This is a genomic window from Psychrobacillus sp. PGGUH221, assembly GCF_042055255.1.
Taxonomy (GTDB): domain Bacteria; phylum Bacillota; class Bacilli; order Bacillales_A; family Planococcaceae; genus Psychrobacillus.
Genome location: NZ_JAQMHQ010000011.1, coordinates 1 through 13542, shown reverse-complemented (window position 1 = coordinate 13542; position 13542 = coordinate 1). Strand labels below are relative to the sequence as shown.

Genomic DNA, 13542 nt, shown 5'->3' with positions numbered 1-13542 from the left:
ACAGCCTGAGTCATCAAATGATGACTGGTTTTATAATGCTTAAATATCCAAGAATAAGGGTAAATAGTGTATACTGAGTTCATATGTTATGGAGAAGGGGATATTCATGAATAAAAATTATCCAGACGACGGTTTAGCATTACATACTGATTTATATCAAATTAATATGGCCGAATCTTATTGGGCAGATAATATGCATGAAAGGAAAGCGGTGTTTGAACTATTCTTTCGGAAGCTACCATTTGGTAATGGGTATGCAATTTTTGCTGGATTAGAGAGATGTCTTGATTATTTGCGTGATTTTCATTTTACAGAAAGTGATTTAGCTTATTTAAAAGATGAACTTGGATATAGAGATGATTTTATCGAATATTTACGTACGCTTCGATTTACGGGAGATGTATATTCAATGGTAGAAGGAGAACTTGTTTTTCCGAATGAGCCAATTATGCGCATAGAATCTTCTTTAGCAGAGGCACAGCTAGTGGAAACTGCCCTGTTGAATATTGTTAATTACCAAACGTTAATTGCAACAAAAGGATCACGAATCAAACAAGTGGTAAAAGATGAACTCGCAATGGAATTTGGTTCTAGAAGAGCACAAGAAATGGATGCTGCAATTTGGGGAACTCGTGCAGCTTATATAGGCGGAATTGAGTCGACCAGTAATGTTCGTGCGGGAAAAATGTTCGGTATTCCGGTCTCTGGCACACACGCTCATTCTCTCGTGCAAGCTTATAAAAGTGAATATGAAGCTTTCCATTCATATGCAAAACGCCATAAAGATTGTGTTTTCTTAGTGGACACTTATAATACACTGAAAACCGGTGTTCCTACTGCTATAAAAGTAGCAAAAGAGCTTGGAGATAAAATTAATTTTATCGGGATTCGTCTAGATTCTGGGGATATCTCCTTCCTTTCAAAAGAAGCTAGGAAAATGCTCGATCAAGCTGGATTTACAGATACTAAAATTATTGTATCTAATGATTTAGATGAATATACAATTTTAAATTTAAAAGCACAAGGCGCAAAAGTGGATAGCTGGGGTATTGGGACGAAACTAATCACAGCATATGATCAACCTGCGTTAGGAGCTGTTTATAAAATCGTATCTATTGAAGATGAAGATGGAGTCATGCAAGATACGATAAAAATTTCCTCTACTACAGAAAAAGTAACAACTCCAGGTCAAAAGAAGCTATATCGAATTATTGATAAAGAAAATGGTAAAGCAGAAGGCGATTATATTGCAATGCATGATGAGGACCCTACACATGAGAAACGATTAAAAATGTTCCACCCGGTTCATACATTTGTATCAAAGTTTGTAACAAACTTTGAAGCAAAGGATTTACATGTAAAAGTAATTGAAAATGGCCAAGTAATTTATGACATTCCTGAGTTGAATGATGTTCGCAAATATGCTCATGAGAATTTGGATTTGCTATGGGATGAGTATAAACGTTCTCTAAACCCTGAGGAATACCCAGTCGATTTAAGTCAGAAGTGCTGGGATAATAAAATGCGTAATATTCAAGAAGTTAAAGAAATGGAACATAATTTTATTTTGCAAAATGGAGGTTGATTTAAAATGACTAAAATGCAACATGAGATTATTGAAGCTTTAAAGGTTAAGCCGAGCATTAATGTAGAAGAGGAAATTCGAACAAGTATTGACTTTATGAAAGATTATTTAAAGAAGCATCCGTTTTTAAAAAGTATGGTATTAGGTATTTCAGGAGGACAAGATTCTACACTAGTCGGAAAGCTTGCACAGCTTGCGGTCAATGAGTTGAACGAAGAAGTGGGAGAAGATAAATATTCTTTTATCGCTGTTAGTTTGCCATTTGGTGTGCAGTTTGATGAAGCAGAGCGTCAAGATGCACTAAACTTTATTCAACCATCTAAGCGCATCACAATAAATATTAAAGACGCCGTAGAAGCAAGTGCACGTGCGCTTGCAGAAGCGGGAGTAACCCTTTCAGATTTCGCGAAGGGGAATGAAAAAGCAAGAGAACGAATGAAAGCACAATATTCAATTGCTGCAATGTACAGTGGTATTGTGTTAGGTACAGACCATGCAGCAGAGGCGGTCACTGGTTTTTATACAAAATATGGTGACGGTGGGGTAGATTTAACACCTATTTTCCGTTTGAATAAAAGACAAGGAAGACAACTGCTGAAGCATTTAGGCTGTCCTGAACATTTATATTTAAAAGTGCCGACAGCTGACTTAGAAGAAAATAGACCCGCTATTCCTGATGAAGTCGCTTTAGGAGTTTCTTATGAAGAAATTGATGATTATTTAGAGGGTAAAGAAGTATCAAAAGAAGCATCAGATGTTATTGAAGGTTATTATAAGCGTTCTATGCATAAACGATATATGCCAATTACTGTTTTTGATGATTTTTGGAAATAATAAATGAAGGGGCTGTCCAATAAGTCCCAAAATAAAGCAGATGGAGAAAAAAACTCGTTTTTCTCCATCTGCTTTTGTGTTTCCATCTAATAATATTGATTGAGTGAAGTAGTTGATTGGAGTGAAAGGCGGCGACTCCTGCGGGAAAGCGAGACAGTCCGAGACCCCGCACGCAGCTTTAGAGAGGAAGGAAGGCTAAGGCCGCCTCTTCCTGAGGCAACGCCTTCATGACCAACATCGTGTTGGCCTGAGGAGGCTCGGCGCTCGCCCGCGGAAAGCGTCCGCCTGGAACGGAAATGTAGCGAACTTTTTAATAGAAGCTACGAAGAACGTGGCGGCCCTTAAAAGTCACTTTTTATGACATTCAGGACAGCCCCTTTCCATTTTTCAATTCTATTTGTATTATTTTGTAATTTTAGGTATGCTAATTATATATTTTATTAATTTTCGAACTAATCTATCAATAGAAGACTCTGGGGGAAATCAGATGAATGATCAATTGCAGATTCAAGATATTATTATAAATATAGAAAAGGTTATGATTGGGAAAAAGAATATTGCAGAATTAGCTGTAGTTGCTTTACTGGCAGATGGACATATCTTACTGGAAGATGTGCCTGGGGTAGGGAAAACGATGATGGTGCGAGCACTTGCAAAATCAATTGGTGCTGATTTTAAACGAATCCAATTTACACCGGATCTCTTGCCCTCAGATGTTGTTGGAGTGTCTATATATAATCCAAAGGAAATGGAATTCGAATTTAGACCAGGTCCAATATTAGGCAATATCGTGTTGGCAGATGAAATAAATAGAACTTCCCCAAAAACTCAGTCTGCACTTCTTGAAGGAATGGAGGAAGCTTCTGTTACGATTGATGGAATTACAATGCCAATACCGAAACCATTTTTCGTAATGGCAACGCAAAATCCAATTGAGCATGAAGGTACTTATCCACTTCCAGAAGCACAGTTAGATCGCTTTCTTATGAAGTTGAAGATGGGCTATCCACATCCAAGTGAAGAAATAGAAGTATTAAATAGATTAGAGAAAAGAATGCCCATTGATGAGCTAAATTCTGTTGTTTCTTTGGATGAATTGATTGGTCTTCAAAAGAAGGTGAAAAACGTCAAGGTGGATGACACGATGAAGGGGTACATTGTTGATTTGGCTAGCCGAACGAGAGAGGATACATATATTTATCTTGGTGTCAGCCCAAGGGGTTCTATTGCTTTAATGAGAGCATCTCAAGCTTTTGCGATGCTTAAAGGGAGAGATTATGTTATTCCAGATGATATACAATATTTAGCTCCATTTGTATTTTGTCACCGTATCATATTAAGACCTGAAGCTCGCTATGATGGTATTTCTACAGAAGAGGTACTTTCTCGTATTATTAAAAAAACTCCAGTACCTATTAAGAGGAAAGTAAGTCAATGATGAGAGGCTTAAGGCAACTAAAGAAGCTAAAAGGTGTTATTAGTATATTCATCCTTCTAGTTGCTAGTTTTGTTTACGCTATGTTCCAAGGAGGATTTGTTAGTTGGTTCCTTTTTTATCTAGTCATACCTCTATCTATCTACTCTTTGCTTTTATTTATTTATCCAATTTCTAAAATAAAAGTAGAAAGAAAGATTGAAACAAGAGAGATATATAGTGGTGGGAAGTTCTCTGCCACGATTATGGTTAAAAGAAGCAATCGTTTTCCACTAATGTACACATCGTTTGAGGAAAAGGTTAGTGACAGTTTGCAACAGTCAACATCTTGGAAGCAAATCACATTTTGGGGAATGAAAAAAGAATATAAGTGGACGTATGAAATTGAACAAATACCGAGAGGCGAGCATGAACTTGAAGGAGTAATCATTCGGGTAAGTGATTTATTTGGTTGGGAAAAAAAAGAGGTTTTTATTCCTAATAAGAAAACAATTTTAGTTTTTCCTAACTTAACGGATATGGTGTATATTCCTATAGAATCGAGATATGATCAAGGAGCGGCAGCATCGAGAATTCAAACAATGAAAGATACTTCTATGGCTACTGGGGTGCGGTCGTATCAGCCTGGAGATCGTGTTTCATGGATTCATTGGAAATCGTTTGCTCGAACACAAACTCTAAAGACGAAAGAATTTGAGGATCGGCAATCGCAGGATTTGTTTGTACTAATGGATCGAAGCCCCTCTGTATTATTTGAAGATATTGTAGATTTGACAGCATCTATCATGCAAGCGATTGTTCGAAGTCAGGCATCTAGTGCGTTCCTTTCTATTGGGGACACTCGATTTTATGTTCCTACCGTTCAAGGTGAGGAGCAGCTTCATAGGGTGCTGTATCATCTGACGAAGGTTCAAGCTGACTTGAAGAAGCCAATAGAGCAAATGATCTTAAATGATTTATCAATTGGACAAGCAACTTCTCTTTTATATATAACGAGCAATCTGACATATGAATGGATAGATAGTATTCAAAAAACAGCAAGTAATTTACGCGTTTGTACTTGCTTTCTAGTAAAAGATAAAGAGCTTAAGTTAAAACGAGAAGAGAGTTCGTTGCATCAATACGCTGCTAGCAGGGGAATTGCCGTTCAAGTTATTACAAAGGATCGATTTGCACAAGCGTTTTTGGAGGTGAATCGTTCATGAATGAAAGACCACAAACTTCATTTTTATCCTTTGTTATTTACTTTTTTGTATTCATACTACTAGTTGAATGGCTGAAACCAGTAATAGAGTTAACTGATACGGATCATTTGAAATTGTTTAGTGTATTTTTAGCTATATCTTTTTTATTTTACTTCGTGAAATTAAATTGGAAATTTACCATTCCCATTAAAATACTATTTATTAGTTGGGTGCTTGTTGCTATTCATACGGACCTATCCTTTTTCTCTAGCGATTCGATGTCTTACTTAGTTAATACTTTACAGGAAAATGTGAAGTTCTTAATCTTTCAGCAATGGCAGGAAGTGACGGACTCTTTCCGTACGTTATTATTTTTTATCCTTTTGTGGATGACAACCTATTTATTGAATTATTGGATTCGTGTAAGGAAAAATATACTGTTATTTTTTGTATTAACGGTATTATTTATTACTATTCTTGATACGTTTACACCATATAACGCTGAAAAAGGTATTATTGTTGTATTAATAAGTGGATTCATTATTAGTGGCTTGTTATATGCTCAAAAAGTGATGACTGAAAATAAAGTACAAGCCTCAAGTAAATTTCTCTTTTCCATAATCGTTTCTCTTTTTGGATTAATGGCAATTAGTGGAGTCATCGCATATGTTTTGCCAAAAGCTGGACCAAGTTGGCCTGACCCAGTACCATTTTTAACTTCATCTAATCCTATGGCAGAAGGAGAGGGGAGTGGAAAAGGGGGGAGTGTTACCAGAAAAGTAGGTTATGGTGAAAACGATGAAAAGTTAGGCGGAGCTTTTCTAAGTGATGATACTCCAGTGTTTAGTGCAACTGTTCCAAGAAAACAGTATTGGAAAATTGAAACGAAGGATACGTATACTTCTAAAGGTTGGATTCAATCAGAGGGCGAACCTCAGATTACTAGTTATGAGGTAGGGACACCAATCATTTTGGATATTCCACCTGGTGGTGAGGAAAACAACTCATCCGCTAGACTTGAAATGAACCCAACATTTAATTTTGAATTTATCATGCAACCCTATGGATTAACGAATGTAAACGCAGAAGAACCCGTCACGCTTTCTCTCGATGGAGCCAACCAAAAAATAACAAGCTATAGCGACGGAAATTTAGCTCCACTTGTTCGTTATGACCTTTCATATAGTGAACCTGTTTATAGCTTGAAGGCTCTTCGAGGACAGACGGAGGAAAGCTTAAATGGCTTAACAAGTGATTTTGATCGATATTTGCAATTACCTGATACGCTTCCTTCTAGAGTTAGAGATTTGGCTGTTTCTATAACAGAAAACAATAACAGCTTATACGACAAAGCTAAATCCATTGAACGATATTTTAGTAGAAATGATTTTCGATACGATCAGATGCTAGCAGCAATTCCTACGGGAGATACAGATTATGTAGATCAGTTTTTATTTGAAACAAAGATAGGGTATTGCGATAATTTTTCTACATCGATGGTCGTAATGTTAAGGTCACTTGGTATACCTGCAAGATGGGTTAAAGGTTTTACTGCTGGTGAAATTATTGGTAATAATAATGGTGTACCAGTGTATGAAATAACAAATAACAATGCACATTCCTGGGTTGAAGCGTATTTTCCAGAGGTAGGTTGGATGCTTTTTGAACCGACTATCGGCTTTTCGAATAGTCCTGATATAGATTATGATTTGGATATTAGTACTAGTGAAGAAGACACACCAGTTCCTCCTTCAGAACAAAAGCCAGAACAGGACGAGAATGAAAAGGAAAAGAAAGAAGTTTCCAAAGGCTTTACGGAATTGATGCAAGATGGACTGAAATGGATTTCTGAAAGAAAGGCGATTATTTTCTGGTCATTGCTAGGGGTTTTAATTTTGAGTTTACTAGCATATCAGTACAGAAGAAAATGGATTTCCAAAGTGCTCATACCTGTTTATCGTATACGAAAGAATGATTGGGATACATTCGAAAAAATGTACCATCAATTACTGAAACAACTCAGTTCTTATGGACTTGATAAAGACCAAGGGCAAACGCTGACCGATTATGCTAAGAAGATTGACACATACTTCGGAGGAAATCACATGAAGAGGCTAACCCAAACGTATGAAAGAGGTTTTTATGGGGATAATCGTGATGAAATCGATTATGCTTTAATGAGAGAAAGTTGGGAAAATTTAATCAATCAGTTAAGCGGTTGATTTTAGGTTCTACAACCTGTAAACTGAAGTCAAATTAAATTGACCAAGTTGCCCTCGTATATGTCCGATAATATGGTTCGGATGTCTCTACCAAGTTACCGATAATAACTTGACTATGAAGGTGAATGCAGTCATGTCTTTTTGAGACATGTGCATTCACCTTTTTGATGTAGAGAACATAAACGCGTAGAAAGAGGAAGTGCTTTCTTACGCGTTTTTTTATCTTATCCAATACAGTGTAGAATAAACGCAGAGCAATTTTGGAATACTTAAAAGAAGAGGTGGATGCCAATGTCTTCAACTCCATTGTTGAAAGAACAAGAAAAAATTGTCGTGCTAGATTTCGGTAGTCAATATAATCAATTAATCACGCGTCGTATTCGTGAATTTGGAGTGTATAGTGAGTTACACCCACACACAGTTACTGCAGAAGATTTAAAGAAAATGAACGCAACAGGAATCATTTTCTCTGGTGGTCCCAATTCTGTTTATGATGATAATGCATTTCGTATTGACCCAGCGATTTATGAAATTGGGGTTCCGATTTTAGGTATTTGTTACGGAATGCAATTAATGTCTCAACATTTCGGTGGGAAAGTAGAAAAAGCTTCTCATCGTGAATACGGTAGAGCAGAGATTAATGTGAAAAATGCTACTGCATTATTTGGACAACTTCCTGCAAACCAAGTTGTTTGGATGAGCCATGGTGACCACGTAACTGTTGCACCGGAAGGCTTTGAAGTAATAGCAACTAGTCCAGCGTGTGAAGTAGCTGCAATGGCGAATGAAGAGAAAAAATTATACGCTGTTCAGTTCCACCCTGAAGTAAGACATTCTATTTATGGTATTGAATTACTTCGTCAATTCGTATTTGATGTTTGTCACGCAACGGGTGATTGGTCGATGGAAAGCTTTATCGAAATGGAAATCGAAAAAATTCGTCAAGAAGTAGGCGACAAAAAAGTTCTATGTGCCCTTAGTGGTGGAGTAGATTCTTCTGTAGTTGCTGTTTTGATCCATAAAGCTATTGGTGATCAATTGACTTGTATGTTCGTGGATCATAACCTTCTTCGTAAAGATGAAGCAGAGGGTGTTATGAAAACCTTCTCTGAAGGCTTCCATATGAATGTTATTAAAATTGATGCTCGCGAACGTTTCATGAGCAAGCTTGCTGGCGTTTCGGATCCTGAGAAGAAACGTAAAATTATCGGTAATGAATTTATCTATGTATTTGATGATGAAGCTTCTAAGTTAAAAGGAATGGATTTCCTTGCGCAAGGAACGTTATATACAGATATTATCGAAAGTGGAACAGCTACTGCACAAACTATCAAGTCTCACCACAATGTAGGTGGGCTTCCTGAAGATATGCAGTTCAAACTGATCGAGCCTTTAAAAACATTATTTAAAGATGAAGTACGTGCACTTGGTACAGAGCTTGGTTTACCAGATGAAATCGTTTGGCGTCAACCATTCCCAGGTCCAGGTTTAGCAATACGTGTACTTGGAGAAGTAACAGAAGAGAAATTAGAAATCGTTCGTGAATCAGATGCAATTCTTCGTGAGGAAATTGCAAAAGCTGGTTTAGAACGTGATATCTGGCAATACTTTACCGTGCTACCTGATATCCGCAGTGTTGGGGTAATGGGTGATGCACGTACGTACGACTACGCAATCGGTATCCGTGCAGTAACTTCTATTGACGGAATGACTTCTGACTGGGCACGTATCCCATGGGACGTATTAGAAAAAATAAGTGTACGTTTGGTTAATGAAGTACCACATATCAACCGCGTACTTTATGATGTTACGAGCAAGCCACCAGCAACGATTGAGTGGGAATAGGACTGTTCAGTAATATAAATTAAACAGGTTATAAACGCAGTCATATCAATGTCTAACGTAGTTTGTTAAGAACTAAATCAATGATTAACGTACAACTATTTATATTTCAAAAATTAAAATCTCTTTTAGTTATTTATAATGAATAACTGGAAGAGGTTTTTTGTTTTAGTTAAAATTAGCGACTTGATTGATGACTTTAAAATGAATCAGCAAATTTAAGGTCGTAAAGATAAGTATAATGAATACCATTTGGCTATGAATTATTTTACTAAGTTTTTACTGATATATGCAAGGTTAGGCAGTACACTAATAAAGTAAAAAGGTATACTTCAGTAAAATAAGGTATATTATATTTGTTAAATAGATTCTCTTTAAAGACAAGAAAAGTAGGTGAACAAAGTGGGGAAATATCAATTGGATACCAAAGGTCAGGTGGCTGTGGCAAAGTATCATGAAAAACACAAGCCTGCCAAATATGATAAAAAGCAACAACTTGAAAAAATACGTGCGGAGTATTTGAAAAAAAAGCAAAAACAAACAGATAAATAATATGAATGAAACATAGGAAGACTAAAATATCCCTATGTTTTTCTTATTCGAAGTTCTTTTTTTCAATTGATGATAGAGTTTATTATTCTCCTAAATTTCAGATTCGGTGACAAAAAACTCGTCATCAGATATCCATTCCTCACTAATTGATTTTGACATTGAAACGACATAGCTATTATTCAAAATAATAACGTTGTAAACAAGGGGTTCACCAGCTACAATTGAGGACAAGAATTACATCATTTGAACAAATTTTTCTGTTTTGATAAAAGCATAAAATCCTTATATATCAGTGGTTGGCGAGCGTACTGTATGATATTACTTCTAAGCCACCAGCAACGATTGAGTGGGAATAGTAAAGAAAAGCCTAAAATCCAATAAGTGGATTTTAGGCTTTTTTTAGTCTTGAGAAGAAACCGATAAATAGATGCTAATTGTTCCGTCTGTCTTATACCATTCAAAATCAGTCTGGTATGTTCTTGGGACATCACTATGCCAAATTTCTTTCCATGCCATGCCAACGCTATGTGGATCGTTTTTTTCTACTTTCCAAACAAAATATTTTCCTTGTGGAATAGTGACACTTGATTTTCCGGTTGAATTTTCAGTTCCAATAATAAAATCAAAATTCCCATTGTAATCACTGTCGTAATTAGTATAAACTGCAAAAATGTCCTCTTCCACTGTATGTTGTTTCAAAAATTCTCCCCATTGATTAGCAAAAACATCACTATTATTATTGTTCGTTCTCACTTTGTTACCTTGAATCACTATAGAAGAAATATTTTCTCTCATTTTACATCTCCACCTTTCATTTGAAAATGTATCATGGAATGTATGACAACTGATTGTCATCATTTATCTTTTTATAAATTTTATTTAGTTCGCGGTAATAGGAAATTTTTAAAGCCTCTGGTTTTACAACATCAACAGAGGAGCTGAACATCAATAGAAAAGGTAATAGATTTTGATTATTATCATATGTAAAAGTGACAGAAATATCATTGTGGTTTATTTTTATTTCATCTTCTAAGAAAAAATCGTAGAGCTTGCCTAATTGGTTTTTGGAAAAAATCAGTTCAACTTCCTCGTAAGATTTTGTTGAGACAGTTTCACTTTCTATTGTTTTAATACATTCTTCTTCTAATTCTTTGTACTCTCTAATTCGAGTAAGCTTAAATAATCTTTTATCCTGTCTCTTATCACAATAAGCCTCCATAAACCAACTTCCGTCTTTTAGTTGTAAATTAGACGGGGAAACGATTCTATTAGTATTCTCTCCGCTCATAGACGTATATTTTATTTTCAATTTTTTCTTATGCGTGATTGCTTTACGAATGGCTTTTATTTTATCTTTTATTTCTTCTTCTATTTCTTTTCTGTGAAGAGTAGGTGAGTAGTAAGAAAAGTTTTCAAACTTATCAGCAATGCCCTGTAAATTTTCCAACTTTTCTATGAGAATTTGGTTATCTTCTTGCAACATATTTGAATGAATATTTAATGCATCAATTAGTTTTTGTTTTTCAACATCAGTGAATAAGTGTTTGTCCATTTTATAGGAAGGCATCAAACCAACCCCTCCGTTTCTACCATGAATGGAGGTAATGGGTAGACCAGACATTGATAATGACTCCAAATCTCGATAAATTGTTCGCTTACTGACTTCAAATTTTTTGGCAAGTTCTTCCGCAGAAATTTTATCTATATTTAATAAAAGTACTAAAATCGAAAATAATCTTTCTGTCTTCATGATGATTTCCCCCATATACTATTTCACTTCTAATCAGGATTTTATCTAACTTAATATTACTATGAGATTCGGGGAAGTTGATAACTTATTGTATTAAGTAAAAATTTCAGAATAACGAACTATAAGTGAAGATATTTAAAAAACGTTCGGATTTGGTATTGATTTTTACATTTAATAGTGTTATATTACTATCATAATTTGAATATGTCGTCGTATAACGTTGGGAATAAGGCCCAAAAGTCTCTACCGAATCACCGTAAATGATTCGACTACGATTAGTTTGAAAGTGTAAAACTTTCACTGATTAAGGACTTTAAAGCATACGACCGTTAATAGGTCATATGCTTTTTTTCGTTATCAAGACAAAAAAATGGAGGATCTCATGAAAAAGTATTTTCGATTTGAAGAACTAGGGACAAACTATCGCAACGAGATTATTGGTGGTTTAACAACATTTCTAGCAATGGCGTATATCCTAGTAGTAAACCCGATGACTCTATCACTTGAGACTGTAGAAGGTTTACCAGATTTTATGTATATGGATAAAGGTTCGGTATTTACAGCAACAGCTATTGCGGCTGCAATCGGATCAATCCTGATGGGTGTATTAGCAAAATATCCAATTGCCCTAGCACCAGGAATGGGACTAAATGCATTCTTCGCATATACAGTTGTATTAGAATTCGGAATTCCATGGCAAGTAGCGTTAACCGGAGTTTTTGTAGCAGGTGTTATTTTTATTCTTTTATCATTATCCGGTATTCGTGAAACAATTATTAATGCAATCCCAGCTGAATTGAAATTTGCAGTAGGCGCGGGAATTGGTTTATTTATTACATTTGTTGGTTTACAAAACTCAAAAATTATCGTAAGTAATCCAAACGTAATTGTTGGTTTAGGAGATTTAACAGATCCAAACGTCCTTCTAACAATATTCGGTTTAATCATTACAGTTATCATGATGGTTAAAGGTATTAAAGGCGGAATTTTCTATGGTATGTTGATCACTGCTATAGTAGGGATGATCTTTAGCTTAGTACCGATTCCAAAAGCAATTATAGGACATGTACCAAGTATGGCTCCAACTTTTGGAGCAGCGCTTGATCCAATATTCAATGATCCATCGTCTCTATTAACAGCTCAATTTTTAATCGTAGTTCTAACATTTTTATTTGTTAACTTTTTTGATACAGCAGGAACATTAATTTCTGTGGCAAACCAAGCAGGTTTAATGAAAGAAGGAAAGCTACCACGTGCAGGTAAAGCACTTCTTGCAGATGCAATTGCAACAACAGCAGGTGCAGTAGCTGGTACTTCAACAACTACATCCTATGTAGAATCTACTGCAGGTGTTGCGGCAGGTGCACGCTCAGGTTTTGCAGCAGTAGTAACGGGAGTTCTTCTATTATTATCTTTATTCTTCTTTCCATTATTAAGTGTTGTTACTTCTTATGTAACTGCACCAGCGTTAATAGTAGTAGGGGTATTAATGGTATCTTCCTTAGGAAATATCGAATGGACTAAATTTGAAGTTGCAGTTCCGGCATTCTTCGTTATTATTGCAATGCCGTTAACATACTCTATTGCAACTGGTATAGCAATTGGATTCTTGTTTTATCCAATCACAATGATCATTGCGGGACGAATAAAAGAAGTGCACCCAATTATGTATGGACTATGGGTAGTATTCCTCGGTTATTTTATATTCTTATAATCAATCATCGAAATGAGAGAGACCTTGCGTCTCTCTTTTTTGTTTTTTATTAAGTATTTTCTTGTAAAAAAGTATAAAAGAAATAGAAGGAAATGAATAAATATGTTGAATCTAATGCTCTCGACCTTTGTGAATAAAGGGATTTTCAAGATATGACACTTTTTTATAAATATAGTTGAATATTTCTGAATAAAATGTTATTATGTTTTTACATCTTTTTATGTTTTTTACTGTTGACGAAGCATATAAAAGGGTGTTAAGATACAAAGGTCGCCAAAACAAAACGGCAACATAAATAACATGAACATTGAAAACTGAACATGCAAAACGTTAAGACATATAGCTTGATAGACTAGCTTCGGTTAGTCGGATAGCAAACAATTTTGACATCATTTAATGATGATGCCAGCAAAACAAAATGAGC

At 35.6% G+C, this 13542-nt stretch carries 11 protein-coding genes and 2 riboswitches; of the genes, 9 read left to right on the top strand and 2 right to left on the bottom strand.

All coding sequences use genetic code 11. The features are described from left to right. Window positions 1–106 precede the first annotated feature (106 nt). The 8 genes from PGC35_RS18020 (at window position 107) to PGC35_RS17985 (ending at window position 10010) form a co-directional block, all read left to right on the top strand. Window positions 107–1585 (top strand): nicotinate phosphoribosyltransferase, encoded by a 1479-nt coding sequence (locus PGC35_RS18020; RefSeq protein WP_053591879.1) that lies wholly within the window; start codon window positions 107–109, stop codon window positions 1583–1585. Between the two features lie 6 nt (window positions 1586–1591). Continuing rightward, window positions 1592–2419, top strand: coding sequence for an ammonia-dependent NAD(+) synthetase (gene nadE / locus PGC35_RS18015; protein WP_375220104.1), 828 nt, complete (start codon window positions 1592–1594; stop codon window positions 2417–2419). A gap of 487 nt (window positions 2420–2906) precedes the next feature. Continuing rightward, window positions 2907–3857, top strand: a complete 951-nt coding sequence (locus PGC35_RS18010; RefSeq protein WP_275784202.1) for an AAA family ATPase — start codon at window positions 2907–2909, stop codon at window positions 3855–3857. After that, the gene (locus tag PGC35_RS18005; RefSeq protein WP_375220103.1) at window positions 3854–5059 is read left to right on the top strand and encodes a DUF58 domain-containing protein; all 1206 of its coding nucleotides are present in this window, start codon (window positions 3854–3856) and stop codon (window positions 5057–5059) included. Before PGC35_RS18010 ends, PGC35_RS18005 begins: the two co-directional genes overlap by 4 nt. Further along, window positions 5056–7260, top strand: coding sequence for a DUF4129 domain-containing transglutaminase family protein (locus PGC35_RS18000; RefSeq protein ID WP_375220102.1), 2205 nt, complete (start codon window positions 5056–5058; stop codon window positions 7258–7260). The genes PGC35_RS18005 and PGC35_RS18000 overlap by 4 nt, the downstream gene beginning before the upstream one ends. A gap of 34 nt (window positions 7261–7294) precedes the next feature. Continuing rightward, a riboswitch (purine riboswitch) is annotated at window positions 7295–7396 on the top strand. A 155-nt stretch (window positions 7397–7551) separates the two neighbouring features. Continuing rightward, on the top strand, window positions 7552–9105 hold the full coding sequence (gene guaA / locus PGC35_RS17995) for a glutamine-hydrolyzing GMP synthase (protein ID WP_375220101.1): 1554 nt from the start codon (window positions 7552–7554) through the stop codon (window positions 9103–9105). 414 nt (window positions 9106–9519) lie between these two features. After that, the gene (locus tag PGC35_RS17990; protein WP_375220266.1) at window positions 9520–9654 is read left to right on the top strand and encodes a hypothetical protein; all 135 of its coding nucleotides are present in this window, start codon (window positions 9520–9522) and stop codon (window positions 9652–9654) included. A 296-nt stretch (window positions 9655–9950) separates the two neighbouring features. Continuing rightward, window positions 9951–10010, top strand: coding sequence for a GMP synthase (glutamine-hydrolyzing) (locus tag PGC35_RS17985; protein ID WP_375220253.1), 60 nt, complete (start codon window positions 9951–9953; stop codon window positions 10008–10010). A 43-nt stretch (window positions 10011–10053) separates the two neighbouring features. Here PGC35_RS17985 and PGC35_RS17980 read toward each other — a convergent pair whose 3' ends face one another. Both PGC35_RS17980 and PGC35_RS17975 read right to left on the bottom strand, forming a co-directional pair. Next, on the bottom strand, window positions 10054–10449 hold the full coding sequence (locus PGC35_RS17980) for a GyrI-like domain-containing protein (protein ID WP_375220100.1): 396 nt from the start codon (window positions 10447–10449) through the stop codon (window positions 10054–10056). 31 nt (window positions 10450–10480) lie between these two features. Then, window positions 10481–11404, bottom strand: a complete 924-nt coding sequence (locus PGC35_RS17975) for a helix-turn-helix transcriptional regulator (protein ID WP_375220099.1) — start codon at window positions 11402–11404, stop codon at window positions 10481–10483. Window positions 11405–11594: 190 nt separating this feature from the next. After that, window positions 11595–11696, top strand: a riboswitch (purine riboswitch). A gap of 90 nt (window positions 11697–11786) precedes the next feature. On the opposite strand from PGC35_RS17975, the gene PGC35_RS17970 reads away from it, so the two are divergent. Continuing rightward, window positions 11787–13118 carry an NCS2 family permease gene (locus PGC35_RS17970; RefSeq protein WP_053591887.1) on the top strand — a complete coding sequence of 444 codons (1332 nt, stop codon included), beginning with the start codon at window positions 11787–11789 and terminating at the stop codon, window positions 13116–13118. The last annotated feature ends 424 nt before the right edge of the window (window positions 13119–13542 follow it).

Coding starts and splice junctions, on each gene's coding strand:
- PGC35_RS17980 (WP_375220100.1), bottom strand. CDS start 10,449: ATGAGAGAAAATATTTCTTCTATAGTGATTCAAGGTAACAAAGTGAGA.
- PGC35_RS18000 (WP_375220102.1), top strand. CDS start 5,056: ATGAATGAAAGACCACAAACTTCATTTTTATCCTTTGTTATTTACTTT.
- PGC35_RS17975 (WP_375220099.1), bottom strand. CDS start 11,404: ATGAAGACAGAAAGATTATTTTCGATTTTAGTACTTTTATTAAATATA.
- PGC35_RS18005 (WP_375220103.1), top strand. CDS start 3,854: ATGATGAGAGGCTTAAGGCAACTAAAGAAGCTAAAAGGTGTTATTAGT.
- PGC35_RS18020 (WP_053591879.1), top strand. CDS start 107: ATGAATAAAAATTATCCAGACGACGGTTTAGCATTACATACTGATTTA.
- PGC35_RS18010 (WP_275784202.1), top strand. CDS start 2,907: ATGAATGATCAATTGCAGATTCAAGATATTATTATAAATATAGAAAAG.
- guaA (WP_375220101.1), top strand. CDS start 7,552: ATGTCTTCAACTCCATTGTTGAAAGAACAAGAAAAAATTGTCGTGCTA.
- PGC35_RS17970 (WP_053591887.1), top strand. CDS start 11,787: ATGAAAAAGTATTTTCGATTTGAAGAACTAGGGACAAACTATCGCAAC.
- nadE (WP_375220104.1), top strand. CDS start 1,592: ATGACTAAAATGCAACATGAGATTATTGAAGCTTTAAAGGTTAAGCCG.